This window comes from Micromonospora sp. NPDC002575 (assembly GCF_042889525.1).
GTDB classification, from domain to species: domain Bacteria; phylum Actinomycetota; class Actinomycetes; order Mycobacteriales; family Micromonosporaceae; genus Micromonospora; species Micromonospora carbonacea.
Genome location: NZ_JBIARA010000020.1, coordinates 74995 through 98751, shown reverse-complemented (window position 1 = coordinate 98751; position 23757 = coordinate 74995). Strand labels below are relative to the sequence as shown.

General features: G+C 72.6%; 19 protein-coding genes and 3 riboswitches. Of the genes, 15 read left to right on the top strand and 4 right to left on the bottom strand.

Annotated elements, in window-relative coordinates; all coding sequences use genetic code 11:
• From ACFYWL_RS25490 to ACFYWL_RS25480, 3 genes are read left to right on the top strand one after another with little or no spacing between them, the layout of a single operon-like run.
• Entirely contained in the window at positions 1 to 414 is a 414-nt protein-coding gene (locus tag ACFYWL_RS25490) for a pyridoxamine 5'-phosphate oxidase family protein (RefSeq protein WP_386977347.1), read from the top strand.
• A gap of 58 nt (positions 415 to 472) precedes the next feature.
• Entirely contained in the window at positions 473 to 1072 is a 600-nt protein-coding gene (locus ACFYWL_RS25485; protein WP_386977344.1) for a DUF4291 domain-containing protein, read from the top strand.
• A 52-nt stretch (positions 1073 to 1124) separates the two neighbouring features.
• Positions 1125 to 1478 (top strand): MerR family transcriptional regulator, encoded by a 354-nt coding sequence (locus ACFYWL_RS25480; protein WP_386977341.1) that lies wholly within the window; start codon positions 1125 to 1127, stop codon positions 1476 to 1478.
• Between the two features lie 269 nt (positions 1479 to 1747).
• Here ACFYWL_RS25480 and ACFYWL_RS25475 read toward each other — a convergent pair whose 3' ends face one another.
• Positions 1748 to 2461 (bottom strand): LPXTG cell wall anchor domain-containing protein, encoded by a 714-nt coding sequence (locus ACFYWL_RS25475; RefSeq protein WP_386977338.1) that lies wholly within the window; start codon positions 2459 to 2461, stop codon positions 1748 to 1750.
• Between the two features lie 264 nt (positions 2462 to 2725).
• Between ACFYWL_RS25475 and ACFYWL_RS25470 the strand changes: the two genes are divergently transcribed.
• The 12 genes from ACFYWL_RS25470 to ACFYWL_RS25415 all read left to right on the top strand — a co-directional run bounded on the left by ACFYWL_RS25470 (position 2726) and on the right by ACFYWL_RS25415 (position 17642).
• A complete protein-coding gene (locus ACFYWL_RS25470; RefSeq protein WP_386977335.1) occupies positions 2726 to 4021 on the top strand; it encodes a hypothetical protein in 1296 nt (431 codons plus the stop codon).
• 214 nt (positions 4022 to 4235) lie between these two features.
• Positions 4236 to 4751: a hypothetical protein gene (locus ACFYWL_RS25465; protein ID WP_386977332.1), complete on the top strand. Its 516-nt coding sequence runs from the start codon at positions 4236 to 4238 to the stop codon at positions 4749 to 4751.
• 46 nt (positions 4752 to 4797) lie between these two features.
• Positions 4798 to 5796 (top strand): hypothetical protein, encoded by a 999-nt coding sequence (locus tag ACFYWL_RS25460; RefSeq protein WP_386977329.1) that lies wholly within the window; start codon positions 4798 to 4800, stop codon positions 5794 to 5796.
• Between the two features lie 106 nt (positions 5797 to 5902).
• Complete coding sequence (locus tag ACFYWL_RS25455) at positions 5903 to 6280, top strand: hypothetical protein (RefSeq protein ID WP_386977326.1); 378 nt, start codon at positions 5903 to 5905, stop codon at positions 6278 to 6280.
• A 374-nt stretch (positions 6281 to 6654) separates the two neighbouring features.
• A riboswitch (cobalamin riboswitch) is annotated at positions 6655 to 6869 on the top strand.
• Positions 6870 to 6982: 113 nt separating this feature from the next.
• Positions 6983 to 9232, top strand: a complete 2250-nt coding sequence (gene metE / locus ACFYWL_RS25450; protein WP_386977323.1) for a 5-methyltetrahydropteroyltriglutamate--homocysteine S-methyltransferase — start codon at positions 6983 to 6985, stop codon at positions 9230 to 9232.
• A 132-nt stretch (positions 9233 to 9364) separates the two neighbouring features.
• Positions 9365 to 9492, top strand: a riboswitch (cobalamin riboswitch).
• A gap of 97 nt (positions 9493 to 9589) precedes the next feature.
• Positions 9590 to 10639 carry a peptidase gene (locus tag ACFYWL_RS25445; protein WP_386977320.1) on the top strand — a complete coding sequence of 350 codons (1050 nt, stop codon included), beginning with the start codon at positions 9590 to 9592 and terminating at the stop codon, positions 10637 to 10639.
• A gap of 51 nt (positions 10640 to 10690) precedes the next feature.
• Entirely contained in the window at positions 10691 to 11170 is a 480-nt protein-coding gene (locus ACFYWL_RS25440) for a hypothetical protein (RefSeq protein WP_386977317.1), read from the top strand.
• A 119-nt stretch (positions 11171 to 11289) separates the two neighbouring features.
• A riboswitch (cobalamin riboswitch) is annotated at positions 11290 to 11359 on the top strand.
• Between the two features lie 156 nt (positions 11360 to 11515).
• Positions 11516 to 12967, top strand: coding sequence for an LPXTG cell wall anchor domain-containing protein (locus ACFYWL_RS25435; protein WP_386977314.1), 1452 nt, complete (start codon positions 11516 to 11518; stop codon positions 12965 to 12967).
• A gap of 23 nt (positions 12968 to 12990) precedes the next feature.
• Positions 12991 to 13839 carry a hypothetical protein gene (locus tag ACFYWL_RS25430; protein WP_386977392.1) on the top strand — a complete coding sequence of 283 codons (849 nt, stop codon included), beginning with the start codon at positions 12991 to 12993 and terminating at the stop codon, positions 13837 to 13839.
• A complete protein-coding gene (locus ACFYWL_RS25425; RefSeq protein ID WP_386977311.1) occupies positions 13832 to 15076 on the top strand; it encodes an energy-coupling factor transporter transmembrane protein EcfT in 1245 nt (414 codons plus the stop codon). The genes ACFYWL_RS25430 and ACFYWL_RS25425 overlap by 8 nt, the downstream gene beginning before the upstream one ends.
• Positions 15073 to 16704, top strand: a complete 1632-nt coding sequence (locus ACFYWL_RS25420) for an ABC transporter ATP-binding protein (protein WP_386977308.1) — start codon at positions 15073 to 15075, stop codon at positions 16702 to 16704. Before ACFYWL_RS25425 ends, ACFYWL_RS25420 begins: the two co-directional genes overlap by 4 nt.
• Entirely contained in the window at positions 16701 to 17642 is a 942-nt protein-coding gene (locus ACFYWL_RS25415; RefSeq protein WP_386977305.1) for an ECF transporter S component, read from the top strand. Before ACFYWL_RS25420 ends, ACFYWL_RS25415 begins: the two co-directional genes overlap by 4 nt.
• On the opposite strand, the gene ACFYWL_RS25410 is transcribed toward ACFYWL_RS25415, so the two are convergent.
• The 3 genes from ACFYWL_RS25410 to ACFYWL_RS25400 form a co-directional block, all read right to left on the bottom strand.
• Complete coding sequence (locus ACFYWL_RS25410; protein WP_386977302.1) at positions 17583 to 19931, bottom strand: AbfB domain-containing protein; 2349 nt, start codon at positions 19929 to 19931, stop codon at positions 17583 to 17585. The two genes, ACFYWL_RS25415 and ACFYWL_RS25410, sit on opposite strands and share 60 nt — an antisense overlap.
• 96 nt (positions 19932 to 20027) lie before the next feature.
• On the bottom strand, positions 20028 to 22241 hold the full coding sequence (locus ACFYWL_RS25405) for a discoidin domain-containing protein (RefSeq protein WP_386977299.1): 2214 nt from the start codon (positions 22239 to 22241) through the stop codon (positions 20028 to 20030).
• A 185-nt stretch (positions 22242 to 22426) separates the two neighbouring features.
• Positions 22427 to 23617 (bottom strand): ROK family protein, encoded by a 1191-nt coding sequence (locus tag ACFYWL_RS25400; RefSeq protein WP_386977296.1) that lies wholly within the window; start codon positions 23615 to 23617, stop codon positions 22427 to 22429.
• Positions 23618 to 23757: the final 140 nt, after the last annotated feature.

Here is a 23757-nt window from a genome sequence, read left to right as displayed (position 1 = left end):
ATGTTCCGCGACGAGGATCTTGCCCTGCTCGCCCGGCCGCTGTACGCCTTCCTCACCGTGGCGCCCCGTGGGGACCGCTGGCCGGCGCCGCGCCCGGTGTGGTTCGAGATCACCGATGACGGTGACCTCCAGATGTTCTCGCTGCCCGACGCGCCGAAGCTGAAGCGTCTCCGTGAGCGGCCCCGGGCCTCCGTGGTCGTGGCCGCGCCGACCGGTGAGCCCGAGCACTGGGTGTCGGTGGAGGGCCCGGTCACGCTGCACGACGACGGCGGCGTGGAGTTGGCGACCCGGCTCGCCGGGCGGTACTACGACATGAGCGACCCGAAGCGCCAGAGCCTGGTCGACGAGTGGCGCAGCGGGGGAGTGGTGCGCATCGTGCTGCGTCCCGAGCGGGTGAACCGCTTCTCGATGTGACGGTCCGCGCCGCCGAATTCGGTGGCTCGCGCCCGGCTGGGTCGGCGACGATCGGCGGATGTCCGTACCCCTGCGTCAGATCCGCGCTCGATACTCAGCCGACACCATCACCGTCTACCAGGCGTACCCTCCGCAGATCGCGGAGCCGGCGGTGGCGGCGGGCCGTTTCGTGGCCCCGTTCAAACGGGAACGGATGACGTGGATCAAGCCGTCGTTCCTGTGGATGATGTACCGCTGCGGCTGGGCCACCAAGGAGGGCCAGGAACGGGTGCTCGCCGTGGACCTGCGCCGCGAGGGATTCGAGTGGGCGCTGGAGCGGGCCTGCCTGAGTCACCACGACCCGGATCTGTACCCCGACCGGGCGGCCTGGTCGCGGCAGCTCAAGGCCAGTCCGGTGCGGGTGCAGTGGGATCCGGAACGATCCCTGCGCCTGGCGGCACTGCCGCACCGGTCGTTGCAGGTGGGTCTCTCCGGCCCGGCCGTCGCCGGGTACGTCGACGAGTGGGTGGTGGCCATCCGCGACGTCACCTCCGACGTGCGGCAGATCCGGGACCTGGTGCGCAGCGGTGACGACCGGGCCGCCGCCGCCCGGTTGCCGGTCGAGCAGGTGTATCCGCTGCCCGAGCGGATCGCCGCCGTCGTCAACGCCACCGGCTAGCCGGGGTTCCGCTGTTGACTCTCCAGCGGCTTGAGACGTCGGGGTGGTGGCCATGGACGAGTGGTTGTCGATCGGGGATGTGGCCCGGCGTACGGGTCTGAGTGTCAGCGCCATCCGGTTCTATGCCGACGAGGGCATCGTCGCGCCGGCCGGGTACTCCGGTGCCGGGTACCGGTGCTACGACGCGCGGGGCGTGGCGGCTCTCGAACTGGTCCGCACGCTGTGGGACCTGGGCGTCGACCACCTGCGGCCGTGGCGGCCCCGCCTGCCGGAGGACCCCACCGGCACCCCGCCATCCCGGCCGGTTCCGCCACCGCCCGGCGTGCCGCCGGCGTCCGGCGCGGCCCAGGCGGGTTGTCCGAGCCCCAGCACCACAGCGGCGGCCAGTCCGGCCGCGCCGATGTGAGTCCCCTCATCGAACCTCCAGACCAGACCATCAGGACGTACGAGAAGGATCCGGGCCAGCTACGAGATTCCTGTTAGGACGGGTGCCAGGTCTCGCGGGCGAAGCCTGTTGTAGTGCAAAACCGCATGTCGCCACGGGCGGAGGTGCCGCAGCAGGTGGATGCGGTTGGCACGGGGCGCGCCGTAGGAGGTCGGCGGCCCCGTGCCAGCCGCGGGTGACCGTTTCGGTCACCTGCTTACCGCGTTGGCCGGCAGGGCCAACATGAGGTGTCAGGCACGCGTGCCGCGGCGGCGGCGCGCCAACACGAGGACCGTGCCGGCCGCGACGGTGAGCACGCCGGCGGCGGCCAGGCCGATCGGTCCGGATCCGCGGTTGGCGCCGGTGACGGGCAGCTTGGACTTAGTCGGTGTGGGCTTGGCGGTAGGCGAGCCCGTCGCCGTCGGTGTCGGTGTCGGCTGGCCGGTCGGTGACCCCGTCGCCGTCGGCGTCGGGGTGGGCTGGCCGGTCGGTGACCCCGTCGGGGTGGGTGTGGGGGTGGGGGTGCCGCTCGCGGCGCAGGTGTGGGTCAGGACGAAGAAGTCCGCCTGCCCGCTGATCGTCGCCGTGGCGCCGGTCAGCGTCCACCCGGCGGGTAGCCGAATCCACGCCTTGCTGGTGCCGAGGTCGTTGACGATCTCGCCGCCGTCGGTGGGGATGGTGACGGTCACGGTGCCCTGCGGGGTGGAGAAGGTCGCGGTGACCGACTCGAACACCCCGGAGGTGTCCGGGTTGCCGGGCAGGTTGAACACCCACACGTCCTCATTCGGATAGGGTCCGCCGCCGAGGTTCGGGTCGCAGTCCTGGGTGAACGCGGCAGCGGTAGTGGGCACGTTGCCCGGGTTGATGTCGATCGTGGCCTGCGCTGCCGCCGGCACGCTCCATGCCATCAGCAGCCCTGTGGCCATCGCGGCGACCGCCGCGTACTGGCGCATCATCTTTCTCACTTTCACAACCCCCGTCAGATTCCGAAGACGAACACGAGCGATGATAGGTCGCATTTGGGGGTAGATGACTGTTTTCGGCAGATTGGGGCGATTGGGGTGGTTGGGCCGGGTGCGGAGCGGACCACCGGCAGGGCAAGTTCGGGCGGGTCGAGGCGCGGGGCGTATGACCTTTTTGCGACGTTTGATGCTGGAGTTGCTAATAATGTACGAGTGATAGGTCTGAGTCGCCCCCGCCGCTTGTTGCGAGCATCCTCGATCCTCGGCTTGCTCCTCCTTGCTCCTCCGGCCGGTCTGGTGACCTCGGCGCCTGCCGCGCAGGCGGCCACTCCGTGTACCGCCACCCTGTGCGTCCTCGACCCCTCGGCAAAGGACGCCCTGCGCGCTCAACCAGGCACCATCAGCGTCACCGGGGCGATCTTGGTCAACTCCACGAGCAGCGAAGCGGCGCTGGCCAGCGGCGAATCGGGCACCGCGCTGATCAGCGCCACCACCACCATCGGCGGTCCGGCCGCCCCCGCCGGCTTCGCAGCCAAGAACACCGGCGCGTTCAGCCCGGCACCGGTCAACCAGCCCGCCGGCACCGATCCCTATGCCAGCCTGCCCCTCTGCCCCGGCGACGCCGCCTGCCCCGCCACGCCGACCCCACCCTTTGCCAACGTCACCCTGACCACCGGCTCGCGGACCATCAACCCTGGGGTGTACGACACCATCACTGTCAGCGGCGGCGCGCGTCTCACCCTCGCTGCTGGCACCTTCGTCGTGACCGGCGGCGTCACGGTGACCGGCACGGGCAGTCAGCTGACCGGCAGCGGCGTCGCGATCTATCTCGGCTGTTCCACGTATCCCACGCCCTGCGGCCCGACGGTCAGCGGCGCGGCATTCACCGCCGACGCGGGTGCATCGGTCGCCCTCACCGCGCCGACCACCGGCGACTACGCTGGCCTGTCCCTGATCGCCGATCGCAGCAACAAGGCAACCATCCGGATATCGGGCTCCTCCTCGGCCACCGCCGCAGGCGTCTACGCCGCCGCCGTGCGGCTGACGGTCAGTGTCTCTACGGCGACCTTTACCAGGGTGGTGGTCGGCACCGCCGAGACCACCGGCAGCCAGTCGGCCCGGCTCACGGCGGCGCCGCCGCCCGGATCCCTCTCCATCACCGTGCCTGCCACCGCCAGCATTGGCAGCGGCAGTCCGGGCGTCACCGTCAGCCGCAGCATCGGCGCGGTGACGGTGACCGACCAACGTGCGCTTTCGCCCGCCGCCTGGACGGCCACCGTGTCGATCACCGACTTCACTGGCACTTCCGGCTTCACCGTCACGAAGGGCAACGCCTCCTACTGGTCCGGGCCGGCCACCGCCACCACCGGCAGCGGTACCTTCACCCCGGGGCAGGCCACGGCCGCCCAGGCCCAGCCCCTCAGCCAGACGCAAACCGCGTTCAGTCTGCGTGGTGGCTCGGGGACGAACTCCGCCACCTGGCGTCCCACCCTGGTGATCACCGTCCCGCTGTCGGCGGTGGCCGGCACCTACACCGCGATCCTGACCCACTCGGTCGCCTGACCGGGTGTCGGGTAACCGGATGGTTGCTTCTGGTTGGTTGGCTTCGTCGTTGAGGCGTCACCGTTTGTCCGATTCACGTAGTTATGGGGCTCCTGCGGCTTTTTCTGGTTATCGTGCATCTGTGACTGCCCGCCGCGTTCCCACGCGGCGGACCGGGGATATCGGGAGATGAGGTTGCAGCATGCGCAGAGTTCTACTGTTCACCACGGCCGCAGTGGCGGTGGTGGGTCTGTCCGCCGCACCGGCCTTTGCAGCGGCGTCGGACAGCACAACGGTCACCTTCACGGTGAACACGGGGGCCTTGACCATCGATACGCCCGGTGCGGCGAACCTCGGTAGCGGCTCGCCCGGCGGGACGATCACCGGCGCCCTCGGCCAGGTCACGGTGACGGACCAGCGGGCCGCAGCCAACGCCAGCTGGACAGCCAGCGTGACGTCCACCGACTTCACCACCGGCTCCGGGAGCACCGGGCAGGTCATCCCGGCGTCAGACGTGAGCTACTGGTCCGGGCCGGCGATCGCGACCACCGGCACCGGAACCTTCACCCCCGGCCAGCCCACCAGCGCCAGCGCGCAACCGCTGAGCAACACCTCACCGCTGACCGCCTTCACCCACAGCGGTGGCACCGGCGACAACTCGGCGACCTGGAACCCGAACCTGATCGTCGACGTGCCCCTGTCTGCCGCGGGGGGGCTCTACACCGGGACGGTGACCCATTCGGTGGCCTGACTACCCGGGCCGGCTGGCTGCCCTGGCCCTGCTGTGCATCGCTGGCTTGGGCGGACCCGCCCAGGCCAGCGAGCCCGCAACGGACCCGGACGCGGGAAGCATCGGCATCCAACTGCTGGAGGCGCCGGCCAACCGACGGGAAGACCCCCGCGCGCGGCGGTACATCGTCGACCACCTGCCACCCGGCGCCACCATCCACCGTCAGGTGCTCGTCAAGAACGACTCCGACAACCCGCAACACATCGAGGTCTACCCCGCCGCCGCGAGCATCAGCAAGGGCGAGTTCCAGTTCGGCGAAGGCAGGGAAACCAACGAGCTCACCTCCTGGGTGTCCCTCGACCGCCCCGCCGTCGACCTGAAGCCCCACACGGACGCACGGGTGCGGGTGACCATCACCGTGCCCCCGGACGCGTCACGCGGCGAACGGTACGGAGTGATCTGGGCGCAGGTCACGCCGAAACCAGACCCGAACGTCACCGTCCGCCAGGTCCGCCGCGTGGGCATCCGGATGTACCTCGACATCGGCCCCGGCGGGGAGCCTCCCTCCGACTTCACCATCGGCGAAATGACCCCGGCCCGCGACAACGACGGCATACCCACCCTCGGCATCACCGTGCGCAACACCGGCGAGCGCGCCCTGGACATCACCGGCTCCGCCAACCTGTCCGACGGCCCCGCCGGCATGCACACCGGACCGTTCAACGTCGCACAGGGCGCCACCCTGGCGCCCGGCACCTCCGGCACCGTCACCATCCGCTTCCCTCGAGACCTGCCGAACGGCCCATGGAAGGCGGAGGTGCACCTGCAAAGCGGCCTGGTGAGGAAGACCGCAGCCAGCCAGGTCACCTTCCCCCCGCCCGGGCAGGTCGGTGCATCCAGCCGAGCGTTCAAGGCAAACCCGTGGCTGCTCGCCGGGATACCGCTGGGAGTGGGACTCGTGATCACCGCCGGACTGATCATGATCGTCCGACCGCGCCACAGGGCCGCCGTTGCCCGCCTGGTACGGCAGCGGCCGTTTGGGATCGTGGCTGGGCGTTGGCGCTGAGTCGTGGTGGCGCCAGAGAAACCGTGAACCATTCTCCAGCCGGGCACGTGAACGAGGTGTACGCACATACGCCAGGCAACTGGCAACCAGGCGGGAGTGGAACAGCATGGCCAAGAATGTTCAGAATCGGCGACGGGCAAAGATTGTCGGCCTGCTCGCCGTTGCTGCCACGGTGGGGACGCTCGCGTCCGCGAGCCCGGCCCTCGCGGCCACTGGCGCGACGGGGGTGTGCAGCAAGGGCAACTACAGCTCGTACCTCGAGTTTCCGTATCGCGGCGGCCTGACCACGTACGTTGCGCCGCCGGGCGGCTGCTCCACGGTTCACTTCGGCAAGTACAGCAGCGAGCCGGTGAACGTCTACGGCTACAAGAACGGCGCCACGGTCTACCTCGGCACCCGGAACATCAACGACCTGAAGAAGAGCGTGTTCAGGACGTATGGCAGCATTCCTGGATCGCCGTACTTCACCCTGTCGGGATCCTGACCTGTCATAGGAGCGCCGAGGTGAGGCGGAACCGCCTCACCTCGGCGTGAGCCTTTTCCCCGAAGGCCGGAAGCGAACCCTGCTTCTCTGACCTGCGGCTGCAGAAATTGCGTATGAGCACTCATGCCGAGCATGGCATCGAGGATGGAGGTAACGGGAGCCGGCCGTGAACGCGGGCTAAAGGGCGACCCTGTCACCTTTCCTGACGTCCGATTGTTGGCCGAGCCGCATCCGAGCCGGCCAGCACCCGGGTGAGACGTTCGCACAAGCTGTCGGTCGGGTCGGCCTCCGCGACGATCGCCTCGATGCACGCCAGTCGGGCCCGGGCTTGACGCACCTCGTGCCGCGCCAACGCCGATCGCTTCTGGACACCTAGGATAGACAGCAGTGCTGGTTCGCCGTGACGTTCGAGCGTCGCGGCGTCGTAAGAGGGAACCCGGTGCGAGACCGGGACTGCCCCGCAGCGGTGAGTGGGAACGACCGCCGTCATCAAGCACTGGACCGCGAGGTCTGGGAAGCGACGGCCAGTAGGCGACCGAACAGGTCATGCCCACGAGTCCGAAGACCTGCCCGCACTGCGTACACCGGCCGGTGTGCGCCGCTGACGGTCTCTCGGGAAGGCCGGGGCGGAAGCCGGCGCATCCCTGCGCCTCTTCCCTCCCGCCCTCGCGCGAGTCCTCGGACGCTTCGAGGGAAGGACCCATGAGCACCACATTCGGTCAGAGCACCGTGCTCGGCTATCCACGTATCGGTGGGAACCGTGAACTGAAGAAGGCCGTGGAAGCCTACTGGGCGGGCCGCATCGACGCCGCGGAGTTGGAGAGCGCCTCGGTCGCGCTGCGCGCCGGGGTCTGGCGGACGCTGCGCGACGCCCGCCTGGACGCGATCCCGTCGAACACGTTCTCCTACTACGATCACGTCCTCGACACGGCGGTGGCCGTCGGCGCGGTCCCACGACGCTTCGCCCGGCTCGGCCTGTCGGGGCTCGACACCTACTTCGCCATGGCCCGCGGCGTCGACGCCGAACCGGCGCTGGAGCTGACGAAGTGGTTCGACACCAACTACCACTACCTGGTCCCGGAGATCGGACCCGACACCGTGTTCGCCGCGAACCCCGACAAGGCGTTGCGTGAGTACGGAGAAGCCCGCGCGCTGGGTATCGAGAGCCGACCGGTGCTGGTCGGGCCCGCCACGTTCCTGCTGCTGGCCAAGACCTCCACGCCAGGTGCCGGGGCATTCGATCGGATGACCGAACTCGTCGACGTGTACGCCGACATTCTCCGTGCCCTCGCCGCCGCCGGTGTCACGTGGGTTCAGCTCGACGAACCCGCCTACGTGGCCGACCGCACCACGGCCGAGACCGAGGCGCTACGCGATGCCTACACGCGGTTGTGCTCCGTGCGGCAGCGGCCGAGGATCTTCGTCGCCACCTACTTCGGGGAACTCGGTGACGCGCTGCCCGCGCTGCTGGACACGCCGGTCGAGGCGCTCGGCCTGGACCTCGTTGCCGGGCCCGGCAACCTGCGACGTCTCGCCGGGGCCGGCCCACTGCACGGCAAGACGATCGTCGCCGGACTGGTCGACGGCCGTAACGTCTGGCGCACCGACCTGCGGGCGGCGATAACGACCGGTGCGGTGGTCACCGGGCTCGCCGACCACGTCGCCGTGTCCGCCTCCTGTTCCCTGCTGCACGTGCCGGTGGACCTCGCCGCCGAGGCGACGCTCGATCCGCGGCTGCGCCGGCGGTTGGCCTTCGCCCGGCAGAAGGTCGACGAGGTCGTCCTGCTCGGCCGAGCCCTGCGCGACGGCGCCACGTCGCTGCCCGAACCGCTGCCGTCCGCCCCAGCGGCGTGGCGCGACGACACCGTACGGGACAGGCTCGCCGCGCTGCGCCCTGGCGACAGGCAACGGGGTGACTACCGGCAGCGGGCGGCGGCCCAGCAGGCCCGGATGCCGCTGCCGCCGCTGCCCACCACGACCATCGGCTCGTTCCCGCAGACCGCCGAGCTGCGTGCGGCCCGCGCCGCACACCGGTCCGGCCGGCTCGACGACGCCGGCTACATCCAGCGGATGCGCGCCGAGGTCGAGCACGTCGTCCGGCTCCAGGAGCGGCTGGGCCTCGACGTGCTCGTGCATGGCGAGCCGGAACGCAACGACATGGTCCAGTACTTCGGCGAGCAACTGACCGGTTTCGCCACTACCGAGCACGGCTGGGTGCAGTCGTACGGCTCCCGCTGTGTCCGTCCGCCGATCATCTACGGCGACGTGGCCCGCAAGGCTCCCATGACGGTCGCCTGGTCTTCCTACGCGCAGTCGTTGACCGATCGGCCGGTCAAGGGCATGCTCACCGGTCCGGTGACGATCCTCGCCTGGTCGTTCGTGCGCGACGACCAGCCGATCGACGTCACCGCCGACCAGGTCGCCCTCGCCCTGCGTGACGAGTGCGGCGACCTTGAGGCGGCCGGCATCCGGGTGATCCAGGTCGACGAGCCGGCGCTGCGCGAGGCCCTGCCCCTGCGCGCGGCAGACCAGGATGCCTACCTGGACTGGGCGGTCGGCGCGTTCCGCCTGGCCACCAGCGGTGTCGCCGACGACACCCAGATCCACACCCACCTGTGCTACTCCGAGTTCGGCGAGGTCATCACCGCCATCGACGCCCTCGACGCCGACGTCACCAGCATCGAGGCGTCCCGCTCGAAGATGGAGGTCCTCGACGACCTTGCCGCGGCCGGCTACCGCCGGGGGGTCGGGCCAGGTGTGTGGGACATCCACTCGCCCCGGGTGCCGCCACGTGACGAGGTCGTCGAGGCGCTTCGCCGGGCCCTGGCCGTGGTGCCGGCCGAGCGGCTGTGGGTGAACCCCGACTGCGGCCTGAAGACCCGCAGCTATCCCGAGGTCGAGGCGTCCCTCGCGCACCTCGTCGCCGCCGCCGTCGAGCTTCGCGGCAGGTGACCGCGTGCCGGGCGGGACGCCGAGGCGTCCCGCCCGGCACGGCCGAACGACGTCCACTCCCGTGCGGCGGTCACTCTGCGTCAATGTCGTACGACGCATTGACACGTGCTGCCTCGCCCGTCCAGACTGACGCGACAACTTCATCAGCGCGTCCGTGTGGGGGAAGTCCGGTCGAAGTCCGGCGCTGGCCCGCAACGGTAGGTCGTCGGGGTGCGCTCCGATGGCAAGCCCGAATACCCGACGCACGCGCGATCCCGCTCCCCACCCGTCGTGGCCCACGGGTCGGAGTCCCGGTCGACCCCGTGCCGCGGCGGTCGTCCGGGTTCTGACGACCGCCGGGCCGGAAAGGCGCTTCCGATGGTCGTCCGCCTGAGCCGGCACCGCCTGCTCGCCCTGTTCTGCGGTGTGCTCGCCGCGCTCACCCTCACCACGCCCGCGCTCGCCGCTCCCGCTCCTGCTTCCACCGGCACGACCCGGGCGGAGGCCGCCGCCGGGTGGCTGGCCCGGCAACTGGTCGACGGGGAACGCTTCGAGGTGGTCTACGACGGGGTGGCCTTCCCGGACCAGGGCCTCACGCTCGACGCGGTGTTCGCCTTCGCCGCTGCCGGCGTCGCCGACGACTCCGGCACGCGGGCGCTGGCCTGGGTCACCCGGCCCGACGTCCGCGACGCCTACGTCGGCGACGGCACAGCCGAGGCGTACGTCGGCGCCACCGCCAAGCTCGCCCTCGCCGTGGCGGTGCGCGGCGGAGACCCGACAGATGTGGGCGGGGTGGACCTGGTCGCCCGCCTGCGCTCGCTCCAGTCGGCGACCGGCCGGTTCACCGACCGGTCGGCCTACGGCGACTACAGCAACGCGTTCAGCCAGTCCTTCGCCATCCTCGCCCTGGACCGGACCGCGCAGGGCGTCCCGGCAGCGGCAGCCTCCTGGCTGGCCGGCACCCGCTGCGCCGACGGCGGTTACCCGCTGCTGCCGGCCCAGCCGGTCTGCACCTCCGACGTGGACGCCACCGCGCTCGCGGTGCAGGCGTTGCGGGCGGCCGGTCGTAAGGCCGACGCTACCGCGGGGCTGCGCTGGCTGCTCTCGGTGCAGGGTGCGAATGGCGGGTTCGCCAACGCGGCGGGAACGCCGAACGCCAACAGCACCGGGCTCGCCGCGCAGGCGCTGCGCGCCGGTCACCGGCCGCTGGCCTGGGCCCGGGCCCGCACGTTCCTCGCCGGACTCCAGGTCGGCTGCGCCGGGGCGTCGGCCGATCGGGGCGCGGTCGACTTCGACGGCGGCGCCTTCGACCCGGGCACCGCCGCCCGCGCCACCGCGCAGGCCGTCCTCGGCCTGACCGGCCTCGGGTACGCCCACCTGTCCGCCGCCGGCGCGACGACCGGCGCGCCGGTCGTCGACTGCCCGTGACCCGTACCCGTCGCTCGCCCGATTTCTCACGTCCGCTTTCCGGGAGGACCCGTGTCTCGCTCCGCCTTTCGTAGCCGGCTTGCCGGGCTGTTGGCCGCAGCCGTCGCCGCCGTCGCGCTGACCGCCGTCGAGCCTGCGCCGCAGGCCGCGCACGCCGCCGCCTGCACCGGCACATCCGGAGTCACCGTGGTGGTCGACTTCGCCGCCCTCGGCGGCGGGGTCCAGGTTGCCTGCGCCCTCGGCGACCCGGCGACCGGGCTCGCCGCCCTCCAGGGCGCGGGCTTCACCGTGACCGGCACCTCACGCTGGGGACTGGCCTTCGTCTGCCGGATCAACGGCCAGCCCACCGCCGCGACGGAGCCATGCGTCAACACCCCGCCCGTCACGGCGTACTGGTCGTACTGGCACGCGCCCAGCGGCGGTTCCTGGTCCTACAGCACGTCCGGCGCGACCAGCTACAACCCCGCGCCGGGCAGCGTCGAGGGCTGGTCCTTCGGCGCGGGTGCCCCACCGAGCATCGCCGCCCCCTGACCCGTCGACCCGTGGTGTGCCGGGTGCCGGCCGCCGCTCTGGCGTCACTCGACGTGCGGGCGGTACCGTGTCGGCACCCGGTTCACGCCGGGCACCCAACTGCATACGTCCCGTGTGGGGGAAAGCCGGTCGAAGCCGGCGCTGACCCGCAACCGTGAGCGAGGCACCGACCCCGCGAGCCGGAATGCCTCGCCCGGGACGAGCGGCTTCCACTGTCGAGGTCTACAGGGTGAAGTCCGGGCCGCCGAGGTCCGTCCACCCCGCTCAGCGCGTCATGCGAGCGGGGTGCCGTCTCCTCGGGCGCGTTCCGGCGCCTTCACCGACCGCTCTGCGAAAGGCACCCCCATGCCCCTGTCCCGGCACCGGCGGATCGGCACCGGCCTCGCCGCCAGCACGGCGGCGACCCTCGCCGCGATCGCCGCCCTGCCCCTGACCGTGGTGGCCGCTCCGGCACCGGCCGAGGCCGCCGCGGCACGCGAGGCCGCGTCCTGGTTGGCCGGTGAGGTCGCCGACGGGGCGCTTCCCGGGCCGTTCGGCGGCTCGGACTGGGGCCTGACCATCGACGGAGTCATCGCGTTGTCCGCGACCGGGGTGGCCGCGTCGACCCGGCAGGCGGCGACCGCGCAGGTCGCGGCGCACGTGCGCTCCTACAACAGCTACGACGACTGGGGCATCGAGGGCTTCACCGACGGCGGGGCCACCGCGAAGCTGCTCTACGCGGCCTCCGCCGCCGGAGCTGACCCCACCGACTTCGGCGGTTTCGACCTGCGGGCCGAGGCCCTGTCGCTGGTCGCCGGGGCGGACGCCGGACACCAGCGAGGGCGGATCACCAGCCGCACCACCGCCGACAGCGGTCCGGACGCCAGCAACACCTTCGACCAGTCCTTCACCGTGCTGGGCTTGGCCCGCAGCGGCGACGTCCCGCAGGACACCGTCGACTTCCTCGTCCGGCAGCAGTGCGCGGCCGGCGGCTTCCGGCTCTACCCCGACACGGGGGACGGCCCGTCGCCGTCGTGCGACGAGCAGGCCGGCGCCATCCTCGACGTCGACTCGACCGCCATGGCCGTGCAGGCGCTGCTGGCCGCCGCTGACGAGGGGGCCACGGGCGCCGCCGACGCGGCGGGTCGGGGCGCGGACTGGTTGGTCGCCCAGCAGCACGCCGACGGGTCGTTCGGCGGCTCGGGGCCGACGACCGGCGCGAACTCCAACAGCACCGGCCTGGCCGGGCAGGCGCTCGCCGCCGCCGGACGCCACGCCGAGGCCGCCCGCGCAGCGGGCGCGCTGAGCGCGCTCCAGCTGACCACGTCGCACGGCGGCGCAGCCGCCGCCGACGCGGGCGCCATCGCCTACAACGCCGACGGCCTGGCCGCCGCCGTCCGGTCCGGGATCGACGCCGTCTCCCGGGACCAGTGGCGCCGGGCCACCGCGCAGGCCCTGCTCGGTCTCGCCCAGGTGCCGCTCGGCCGGATCGGCCTCGACCTGCCGCCGTCGTCGCCCGGTCCCACCCCGACCGGCACGGCCTCACCGACCGGAACGGCGTCCCCCACACCCACCGGGTCGCCGACGCCGACCGCGTCGGCCAGCCCGACCCCGAGCGCGTCCACCACGACCACGGCACCGGCCCCGTCACCCACCGCGTCGGCGACCGCCGCCCCGACCTCCACGCCGACCGCCCCGGGGGGTGCGGGTGGCCTGCCGAAGACCGGCGCGGCGATCACCACGTACGTGCTGGTCGCGCTCCTGATGGTCGGCGGTGGGTCGCTGCTGCTGCTCCTCGGCCGCCGGCGGGCGACGTGATCGTCCGGGTCGTCCGCGCCGGGCTGGTGGTCGTCCTGGCCGCCGTCGGCGCGGTGGGCGGATCGGGTCCCCCGGCGATGGCCGCCGGGACGGCCGGCTACTGCCCGGACGCCTCCGGCGTCACGGTGGTGGTCGACTTCAACGAACTCGGTGGCGGAACGGTGGTGCGGTGCGCCCGGGGCGAGCCGTCCACCGGCCTGGCGGCGCTGAAGGACGCCGGTTTCCAGGTCACCGGCACTCTGCGGTGGGGCGAGGGGTTCGTCTGCCGGATCGAGGGCAAACCGTCGGCGGCGGCCGAGAAGTGCGTCGACACGCCCCCGGCCAGCGCCTACTGGTCGTACTGGCATGCGGCCAACGGTGGCAGCTGGACGTACAGCGACAAGGGTGTGCTCAACCGCAAGCCGCCGGCCGGCAGTTTCGAGGGCTGGTCATTCTCCCTCAACCGCAGCGCCGCCGACGCGCCCCGTCCCGGTCTCGCACCGAAACGACCGTCGCCACCACCGTCGCCGCCGCCAACCACCGGCGGCGCGCCGGTCACGCCACCGGCGGGCAGCGGGCCGGTCGCGCCCTCGACGGCGGCCGGCGGTGGCCCCGGTCCGGCAGCGCCGACGACACGCGCGGCACCCTCCGCCACGACACCGGTGAGTGGGCCGGCGACGACCGCTGGCGCGCCGGCCACCGCGCCGCCGACCGGCGGGTCCGGTGGCCCATCGCCGGCCAGCTCCGAGCCGGTGCTGACCGATGTCGCCGCGCCCCGCGACGGCGGTGGCGTCCCGCTGGGCACGGTGACGGGGGTGTTGCTGCTGGCGGCACTCGCCGCCGGTGGCGTGATCGCCGCCAGGCGGCGGCGGGCCGTCGACCAGGATGACTGACCGGGGCAGGGGCCACGCGGGCACGGCTGCCCGATCCGGCCGGGCGACGTCGTGGTGGCCGTCGGCACCGCTGCCCCGAGGGCTGCACCCGGGCGCGTGGTGGCTCTGGGCGCTGGGCCTGGCCACGGCGGCCAGTCACACCACCAATCCGTTGCCGCTGGCGCTGCTGATCGCCGTCGCCGCGCTGGTGGTCGTCCGGCGGCGGGGTGACGCGCCGTGGGCGCTGGCGTTCCGGATGTACCTGGTGCTCGGCGCGGTGATCGTGGTGATGCGGGTGGTGTTCCGCATCGTGTTCGGCGGTGGGCAGGGCGACCACGTGCTGATCCGGTTGCCGGAGGTCCCGCTGCCCGCCTGGGCGGCCGGCATCCGGTTGTTCGGGCCGGTCGCCGTCGAGCAGGTCCTCGGCGGGTTCTACGACGGGCTGCGGCTGGCCGCGATGCTGGTCTGCCTCGGCGCGGCGAACGCGCTGGCCAACCCGAAACGGCTGCTCAAGGCGGTGCCCGGCGCGTTGTACGCGGTCGGCACGGCCGTCGTGGTCGCGTTGTCGGTCGCCCCGCAGTTGGTGGAGAGCGTGCTGCGGGTCCGCAGGGCACGACGGCTGCGGGGCGCGTCCGGGCGCGGGATGCGGGCGCTGCGGGGCATCGCCCTGCCGGTGCTGGCCGACGCGCTGGACCGGTCCCTGGCCCTCGCGGCGGCGATGGACTCCCGGGGCTACGGCCGGACCGCGGCGGTGGCCCCCGGTCAGCGCGCCGCCACCGGCGCGCTGGTGCTCGGCGGGCTGATCGGCGTGTGCGCCGGCACGTACGGGCTGCTCGACACCGGTCCCGGCTACCTCGGCCTGCCGCTGCTCCTCGGCGGCCTGGCAACCGCCGTGGCCGGGATGCTGCTGGCCGGCCGCCGGGTCCGCCGCAGCCGTTACCGGCCGGATCGCTGGCACCCGGCCGAGCTGCTCGTGGCCGGCTGCGGCGTGGCCGCCGCCGGGCTGACCATGCTGGGCGGCGCGGTCGCCCCGGAGCTGCTCTATCCGCCGGTCAGCCCGCTCACCTGGCCCCAGTTGACGCCGCCGATGCTGCTCGCCGTCGCGGTCGCGGCGGCCCCCGCCTGGCTGGCGCCGCCACCGCCCGTGGCGCGGGCCACCCGCCCACCGGCGGTCCCGGCGCTTCCCGCTCCGAGCCCGCAGGTGGACACGGCGCGTCCCACCACCACCACGTCGCCGGTGACGGGAGGTTCCCCATGATCACCTTTGACCGGGTCACCGTCCGCTACGCCGAGGGCGGCCCGCCCCCGCTGCGGAACGTGACGCTCCAGGTCGAGGAGGGCGAACTCTGCCTGGTCGCCGGCCGGACCGGCGCCGGCAAGTCGACCCTGTTACGGGCGATCAACGGGTTGGTGCCGCACTTCACCGGCGGCACCCTGCACGGCACCGTCACCGTGGACGGCCGGGACACCCGCCGGCACCCGCCACGCGACCTCGCCGACGTCGTCGGCGTGGTCGGCCAGGACCCCCTGGCCGGGTTCGTCACCGACACCGTCGAGGAGGAGCTGGCGTACGGGATGGAGCAGTTGGCCCTGCCACCGGCGGTCATGCGCAAGCGGGTGGAGGAGACCCTCGACCTGCTCGGCATCGCGGACCTGCGCGACCGGCCGCTGCGGACGCTGTCCGGCGGCCAGCAGCAGCGGGTCGCCATCGGCGCGGTGCTCACGGCCCATCCCCGGGTGCTGGTGCTCGACGAGCCCACCTCCGCGTTGGACCCCACCGCCGCGGAGGACGTGCTCGCCACCATCACCCGGCTGGTGCACGACCTCGGCGTGACCGTGGTGTTGGCCGAGCACCGGCTGGAGCGGGTGGTGCAGTACGCCGACCGGCTGCTCTACCTGCCCGGCGACGGGAGCGTGATCGACGGGACACCGGCGACGGTGCTCGCGCACATCGACATCGCGCCGCCGCTGATCGAGCTGGGCCGCCTCGCCGGCTGGACACCCCTGCCGCTGTCGGTGCGCGACGCCCGTCGGCAGGCGTCCGACCTGCGGCACCGGCTCGCCGGCGCGGACCCGCCGCCGCCCGCGGCGGTGGCGGAGAGGGCGGCGGCGCTGACCGCGCGGAAGATCGTCGTACGGTATCCGGGCACCGTCGCGGTGGCCGGCGTCGACGTCGACCTGCGGCCCGGCGAGGTCGTCGCGTTGATGGGCCGCAACGGGTCCGGCAAGTCCAGCCTGCTGTGGGCGGTGCAGGGCAGCGGCCCCCGCCACGGCGGGACCGTCGCCGTGGCCGGACCTCAGGGGACCGTCGACCCGAAGAGCCTGCCGGCGGGCCGTGCCCGCCGGCACGTCGGCCTCGTCCCACAGAACTCCGGCGACCTGCTCTACCTGGAGACCGTGGACGCCGAGTGCGCCCAGGCCGACCGGGAGACCGCGGCGCCGGCCGGCACCTGCCGGGCGCTGCTGGATCAGCTCACCCCCGGCCTGCCCGCCGACCGGCACCCCCGCGACCTGTCCGAGGGGCAGCGGCTGGCCCTCGCGCTCGCCGTCCAGCTCACCGCGGCTCCGCCGGTGGTGCTGCTCGACGAGCCGACCCGTGGGCTGGATTACCACGCCAAGCGGCAGTTCACCGAGGTCGTCCGCGCGTTGGCCGCCGCCGGCCGCGCCGTGGTGGTCGCCACCCACGACGTCGAACTCGTCGCGGCCCTCGCCGATCGGGTGATCGTGATGGCCGAGGGGGACATCGTCTCCGACGGCAGCACGGCGGAGGTCATGCTCGCGTCACCGGCTTTCGCCCCGCAGGTGGCCAAGGTCCTCGCCCCCGCGCCGTGGCTCACCGTGGAACAGGTCGCCGCCGCGCTGACCCAGACCCGGGCACCGGCATGACCGTGTTGCGGGTCGCCCCGCGTACCGCCGTGGTGCTGGCCCTCGCCTCGGCCGCCGCGCTGGCCACCTTCACCTGGCCGTTCTTCGTCCCCGCGCAGCCGGAATCCACCGCCCGCACCGGCGAGGCGCCGCTGGTCTTCTTCCTCATGCTGCCGGTGCTCGTGGCGCTCGTGCTGGCCGAACTCACCTCCGGCGGCATGGACAGCAAAGCCCTGGCGATGCTCGGCGTGCTCGCCGCCGTCAACGCCGCGCTGCGCCCCCTGGGCGCGGGCACCGCAGGCATCGAGACCGTGTTCTTCCTCCTCGTCCTCGCCGGCCGGGTCTTCGGCCCCGGATTCGGGTTCCTGCTCGGTTCGACGTCCCTGTTCGCCTCCGCCCTGCTCACCGCCGGCGTCGGACCGTGGCTGCCGTTCCAGATGCTGTGCGCGTCCTGGATCGGCCTGGGCGCCGGCCTGCTTCCGGCGAGGCTGCGCGGCCGGGCCGAGACCGCCGTCCTCGCCGGATACGGCGCACTCGCCGCCTACGGCTACGGCCTGCTGATGAACCTGTGGTTCTGGCCGTTCAGCACCGGCGCGGACACCCAACTGTCCTACGTCGCGGGCGCGCCGGTGCTGGAGAACCTGCACCGCCTCGCCCTGTTCACCGCAGTCACCTCCACCTTCGGCTGGGACACCGGCCGCGCGATCACCACCGCGGTGGCGATCGTCCTGGCCGGGCCGGCGGTGCTCGCCGCGCTGCGCCGCGCCGCGCGCCGGGCCGCGTTCCACGCTCCGGTCACCTTCGCCGCAGCCGACCCGCAGCCGCCGAACTCGGCTGCCGACAGCGCCGAGGTCCCAGGTCCGACCGCCGTCACCGGCACTGGGCCGGGGGCGGCGCCGTCAGGGAGCCCAGGGGCCGGCGACGTTCCAGGTGCTGTCCGCCGCCCACAGCCCGGGTGAGTTGTACGCCGCCCCGCCGGCGCCGTTGCTCAGCCAGACCTCCGAGGCGTAGTGGCGCAGGAACGATCCCCGGAAGTTGTACGACTCCAGCGACACGCCGCTGCCGGTGAGCCCGGTCCGGGCGCACCAGGTCGCGTCGGCGCGGAGCAGGGCGGAGCCGTCGTCGGGGGAGTTGCGGACCCGGGACTCGACGTGCCGCAGGTACTGACCCGGGAAGTTGACGGACTCGAACGAGTAGCAGTTCGGGTCGGCCAGGCCGGGCCGGATCGTGTACGTGGCGTCGTTCTTGAGCAGCGCGGGGCTGTCCGAGGTGACGATCTCGGTGTAGGCGAGGCTGTCCCGGTGCCGCAGGTACCGGTTGGTGTAGCCCGGGGTCGTCACCTGCAACGACCGCCGGGTGCTGACCGGCAGGGCGACCGGCTGGCTGCCCCCGACCGACCGGGACGCGTCGATCAGCCCCCGGTTCGCCGCACGGACCCGGCCCTCTTCCATCTTGACGACCCGACGGTCGTAGGTGAGGAACCCGTTCAGTTCGCCTTCGAGATCGGTGATCTCGGTGTACACCGAGGCGCTGAGGCCGGTGCCGAGCATCAGGTTCTGGGTGCCCTGCACGAGGCCGACGTACCGGTCGGTGAGCGCTGCGGAGTTCGGCAGCCACTCGTACGCGAAGAAGCCGCCGCTCGGGCTGTGCTCGTGCCCCGGTGTCCGCAGCCCCAGGCCGCCGAACTCGCCGAGTACCGCGATCCGGGAGGCGGACGGGGCCGGCGAGGCGGGACCGAGATAGACGTGCCAGTCGTCGATGTCGCCGTTGCCGGGGTCGCCCAGGGACTGGCAGCAGTTGTGGCCGCTGTGCACGTTCACCAACCGGGTCGGGTCCTGGTTCTTCACGTTTTGCCCGACGCGGCGGGTGTCGGCCAGCGCACGCTCGCCCCACCCCTCGTTGTAGACCGTGTAGGCGACCACCGCGGGGCTGCTCCGGTGCTCGTTGACGATCTCCCGTGCCTCGGCCTCGAACTGGGCCTGCTGGGCGTTGTCGGCGTTGACGTCCTGCGCGGTCATCGACGGGAGGTCCTGCCACACCAGCAGGCCGAGCCGGTCGGCGTGATAGAACCACCGCTGCGGTTCGACCTTGATGTGCTTGCGCACCATGTTGAACCCGAGGTCCTTGTGTTTCTGCAGGTCGAAGGCGAGCGCGGCGTCGGTCGGCGCGGTGTGGAGGCCGTCGGGCCAGTAACCCTGGTCGAGCGTGCCGACCTGGAACACGAACTGGCCGTTGAGCTTCGGCCGCAGCACGCCGCCGACCAGGCCGGTGGTGATCTCCCGCATCCCGAAGTAGTGCGTCGTCCGGTCCACCTGGCCGCCGCCGGGACCGCGCAGGGTGACCCGCAGGTCGTAGAGGAACGGGTCGTCGGGGGACCAGCGTCGGGCGTTCGGCACGGGCACGCTGAACTCGGCGAAGCCACCGACGGCGGACCCCACCACGGTCGCCCCGTTCAGCGCCTCGGCGAGGACGCTGTGCCCGGTGACGTCGCCACGGGTGGACACCCGGACCCGAAGGGTGTCGTTGGCCAGGTTCGGGTACACGTCCACGCTGCTGATCGACGCGGTCGGCACCGGTTCGAGCCAGACGGTCTGCCAGATGCCGGAGCTCGGGGTGTAGAAGATGCCGCTCGGCGTCTTGGTCTGCTTGCCGATCGGGGGCAGGCTGCCGTTCTGCCGGCTGTCGGTGGGGTCCCACACCCTGACGACGATCTCGTTCGTGCCGCCGTTGAGCTGCGCCGTGACGTCGAGGGAGAAGGCGTCGTAGCCGCCGGTGTGCTGGCCGGCCTGGATGCCGTTGACCCACACGGTGGTCTGCCAGTCGACCGCGCCGAAGTGCAGGAGCGTCCGCCGGCCGGACCAGTGGGACGGGACGGTGAAGGTGCGCCGGTAGAACAGGTAGTGGCGGTTGTCGCCGGCGGCACGTTGCACGCCGGACAGGGCGCTCTCCACCGGGAACGGCACGTTGACGCGTTCGGGAAGGTCGGCGCCGAACTGCGGGGCGTCGTTGGTGGCGGACTGGCGTAGCTGCCACTCGCCGTTGAGGTTGAGCCAGTCGGGGCGGGTCATCTGCGGTCGGGGGTACTCCGGCAGGGGGGTGCCGGCGAGCGCCTGGCTGGTCCACGGGGTGGTCAGCGGGGGCGTCTTGGCGGGCACCGCGTGCGCGGGGGCCACCGGCGCGAGCGATCCGGCCAACAGGGTGAGGGCGGCCAGGAGGGGAAGGCTGCGGACGCGGACGTGTCGTGTCATGCCGTCTCCGATGGGGGCGGGCCGGTGCGGGCGGTGGGTGGGCCCGTGGGGGGGGGGGGGGGGGCGGGGCCCCCCCCCCCCCCCCCCCCACGCCGGTCAGGGGTAGTTGGTCAGGTAGACCACCTGGTTGGCGGTGTTGGCGGTGCCGCCGCTGTTGTTGACGACCCGGTTGATGGTGCCGACCCCGCCGAGCGAGACGGTGACCATGTTGGTGAACCGGACGTTCGGGTTCGTCGGCGCCTCGATGGCCCGGTCGGCGACCACCGCCGGGTTGACGTTGAAGTAGCAGTAGCTGCCCAGCCCCCACGCCTGGTGGCTGGTGACCGAGTCGGCCACCTTGTACGCGGCGTAGCCCCGGGTCGCCCCGTTCGTCCAGGCGGCCTGGTTGGGCGGGTCGTACGGCATCTCGTTCTGGTAGAAGTACGTCCGGCCGCCGTTGCCGTTCCAGACGGTCTGGTACTTCTGGTAGTGCTCGACGAACAGGCCGTACATGGTGACGTCGTCGCCGTTGACGGTCAGCCCGGTGTCGGCGGTGTTCACCGTCCAGCCGACGCCGTCGCCGTGGTCGGCGCGCCACAGCCACATGTGGTCGCCGATGACGTCGTCGCTGTTGACGGTCAGGGTGTTGGTGGCCCGGCCGACGCCCGGCCCGCCGATGCGGAAGAAGACGTCGTGCAGCGAGATCGGGTTGGCCGAGTGGTCGGCCGACGACCCGGGCGGGCCGACCTCCATGAGCACCGGCGAGGTGGTCTGCCCGGCCTCGAACATGATGCCGGCCACCTTGACCCCGTCGACGTCGGCGACCCGCATGCCGACGGTGCCGTTGTCGGTCTGGATGGTGGCCAGGCCGAGCCCGAGGATCACCGTGTCGGCGCGGTTGACCTGGATCGGCTCGGTGACGCGGTGCACGCCGGGGGTGAACAGCAGGTGCCGGCCCTGGGCGAGCGCGGCGTTGATGGTGGCCGCGTTGGTGCCCGGCCGGACGACGAAGAACTGGCTCAGCGAGATGGACGAGCCGGCCGGGGTCTTGCCGTACCAGCTCGTGCCGGTGGAGTTGGTGCGCAGGGCCGGGACGAACACCCGGTACTCGCCGGTGCCGTCGACGTAGAGGAACGGCTTCTCGCGGATCTGCGGGGTCTGCGCGATGACGGTGTGCGACGGGTTCGGGAAGTGCGGCGGGGGCGCGCCGGTGACGCCCTGGAAGACCATGTTCCACACCGAGCCGGTCCAGCCGTTGCCGAACTCGCTGTTGCGCGAGTACCACTGCTGCTGGGAGCCGGAGACGACGAGCCCGTCGATGCGGGTGTCGGCCAGCAGGCCGCCGCTGGACCAGCCGTCGCCGCCGTTCCAGAGCTGGATCTGGTTCTGCGCGCCGCGCAGGTGCATCCGGCGGTACGGCGCGGCCTGCGACACCGCCCAGCGTTCGACGCTCACCCCGGCGGGCAGGGTGACCGACAGGTTCTCCGCGGCGCGCCAGAAGTTCTGCGTCGCGTTGCCGCCGAACCAGTCCGCCTCGACCCGGACGTGGCCGTTGAGGTTCACGTCGTCGGGGCTCATGCCCAGCCCGGCGACCTGCGTGAAGAAGCCGAGGTTGACGTCTGCGGTGTAGGTGCCGGGCTTGAACAGCACGGCGTACCGCTGCGGGCCGAACTGGTTGGTCTCCTGCTGGGTGAAGAGGGTGTTCAGCCGGCTCTGGATGGTGGCCGTCGGCGTCGACGGGTCGAAGACGAAGGTGTTCGGGCCGAAGTTCGGGTTGCGCGGGTCGGTGGGCTCGACCGGGTCGGCTCCACCGCTCTCACCGTAGACCTGGAACTCCCACAGCGAGTAGCCGTAGCCGGTGGCCCGGGTGGTGCCGTACATCCGCACGTACCGGCCGCTGCCGGTGACGGGCACCGTCTGGGTGCCACCGGCGCCGGTGGTGGTGCTCCAGACGGTGGTCCAGGTGGTGCCGTTGTCGGAGGTCTGGATCTGGAACGCCCGCGCGTGCGCGGCCTCCCAGACCAGGGTGACCTGGCTGAGGGTGGCCCGGACCCCGAGGTCGACCTGTAGCCACTGGGGGTCGCTGAAGGCACTCGACCAGCGGGTGCCGGTGTTGCCGTCGACCGCCGCCGACGCCGGGAAACCGGCGCCCTCGGTGGACGACGCGGTCGCCGGGCGGCCCTGGGACAGCAGCACCGGCGCGGCGTGCGCCGGTGCGGCCAGGACGGTCGGCGTCAGGGCCGCGACGAGCGCGACGACCACGCCGACGGCGGTACGCCGCCAGGGCCGTCGGCCCGCTTTCGGGCGTGCGGGGGTGACACGAGATGTCATGACTTCGCCTGTCGGTAGGGGGTGCGGACGCCGGGCGCGACGGGGCTGAGGAGAGCGGCCACGGGTGCCGGGATGGTGCCGCCGGGCCGGCCCCGCGACCGGAGAGCGCTCTCTCCCGAGTGTTGCGGCCGTGTTGCGCGGGCGTCAAGACATCGATCGATAACAGTGCCTATTTATCCCGGTTGCTACCTATGGCGGTTATCGACCGCCGGCCGCAGCCCTCCGGTGGCGAGCAGCCGGGCCACCGGCAGGGTGGCGGCGCCGAGCGCGACCGCGTCCACGCCGAGCCGGCACAGCTCGATCGACGCCTGCCCGTACGGCTGGCGCAGCGCCTGCCGGCCGGCCGCCTCGCGGACCGCGGGCAGCACACCGCCGAGCGCCATCCCCACCCAGCCGCCCAGCACCACCCGCTCGGGATTGAACAGGTTGATCAGGTTGGCGACCCCGGCGCCGAGGTAGCCGGCGGTCTCGTCCAGCACCCGGCGGGCGGTGGGCGAACTGGCAGCCGCCTCGACCAGGGCGGCGATCCGGGACTCCTCGTCCCCGCCGGGCACCGTCCGGCCGCCCTGGGCCTCCTGGTAGCGGTCGATGATCGCCTCGGCGCCCACGTACGCCTCCAGGCAGCCCCGGGCCCCGCAGCGGCAGGCCCGGCCGCCGTACACCAGGGTGGTGTGTCCCCACTCGCCGGCGCTGCTGGACGCTCCCCGGTAGGCGACCCCGTTGGTCACCAGGGCCGCGCCGACCCCGGATCCGACCAGGGCGAACACGGCGTGCCGGGCGCCGCGCCCGGCTCCGAACCACATCTCCGCCTGGCCGAGGGTGTTCGCGCCGTTGTCGATGTGCAGCGGCAGGTCGGTGCCCGACCGGATCAACCGCTCCAGCGGCACCCGGTCCCAGCCGAGGGCCTGGGCGTGCACCACCGCCTCGGCGCCCTGCTCCACCACGCCCGACACACCGATCCCGACGCCGAGCACGTCGGCGGGGGACACCCGGGCCCGGGTGGTGACCGCGTCGATGCCGGCCAACACATGTCCGGCAACCGTCGCCGGTTCGGTGCGCGCCGAATCCAGCGGGTAACCGGCGCGGGCCAGCACGGTCATGGCGAAGTCGAACAGTTCGACCCGGACCAGGGTCTCCCCGACGTCCACCCCGATGACGAAGGCGAAGCGGGGCGCGACCCGCAGCATCATGCTGGGACGGCCGCCGTCGGACTCGGCCGCACCGGCCTCGACGACCAGGCCCTCGCCGATGAGGTCGCTGACCACGTTGCTGACCGCGGGCTGGCTGAGACCGGTGCTGCGCATCAGGTCCTGCCGGGTCAGCGGACCGTCGAGGAAGAGCCTGGACAGCAGCGCCGACCGATTCCGCAGCCGCACGCTCCGATTCGTCGCTCGCGCCAACTCCACCCCGCCACCTCGATCCCGGGCCGTCCGGGGGCGACTGTACGACCCCGGGGTTGACGGCCCCGCGGACAACCACTTTAATGACGGCATTAATTAAGCCGTGATGTAACTCC

Excerpts from the sequence above, each read along its gene's own strand:
- ACFYWL_RS25490 (WP_386977347.1), top strand. The coding sequence starts at position 1 with ATGTTCCGCGACGAGGATCTTGCCCTGCTCGCCCGGCCGCTGTACGCC.
- ACFYWL_RS25485 (WP_386977344.1), top strand. The coding sequence starts at position 473 with ATGTCCGTACCCCTGCGTCAGATCCGCGCTCGATACTCAGCCGACACC.
- ACFYWL_RS25480 (WP_386977341.1), top strand. The coding sequence starts at position 1,125 with ATGGACGAGTGGTTGTCGATCGGGGATGTGGCCCGGCGTACGGGTCTG.
- ACFYWL_RS25455 (WP_386977326.1), top strand. The coding sequence starts at position 5,903 with ATGGCCAAGAATGTTCAGAATCGGCGACGGGCAAAGATTGTCGGCCTG.
- metE (WP_386977323.1), top strand. The coding sequence starts at position 6,983 with ATGAGCACCACATTCGGTCAGAGCACCGTGCTCGGCTATCCACGTATC.
- ACFYWL_RS25445 (WP_386977320.1), top strand. The coding sequence starts at position 9,590 with ATGGTCGTCCGCCTGAGCCGGCACCGCCTGCTCGCCCTGTTCTGCGGT.
- ACFYWL_RS25435 (WP_386977314.1), top strand. The coding sequence starts at position 11,516 with ATGCCCCTGTCCCGGCACCGGCGGATCGGCACCGGCCTCGCCGCCAGC.
- ACFYWL_RS25425 (WP_386977311.1), top strand. The coding sequence starts at position 13,832 with ATGACTGACCGGGGCAGGGGCCACGCGGGCACGGCTGCCCGATCCGGC.
- ACFYWL_RS25420 (WP_386977308.1), top strand. The coding sequence starts at position 15,073 with ATGATCACCTTTGACCGGGTCACCGTCCGCTACGCCGAGGGCGGCCCG.
- ACFYWL_RS25415 (WP_386977305.1), top strand. The coding sequence starts at position 16,701 with ATGACCGTGTTGCGGGTCGCCCCGCGTACCGCCGTGGTGCTGGCCCTC.
- ACFYWL_RS25410 (WP_386977302.1), bottom strand. The coding sequence starts at position 19,931 with ATGACACGACACGTCCGCGTCCGCAGCCTTCCCCTCCTGGCCGCCCTC.
- ACFYWL_RS25405 (WP_386977299.1), bottom strand. The coding sequence starts at position 22,241 with ATGACATCTCGTGTCACCCCCGCACGCCCGAAAGCGGGCCGACGGCCC.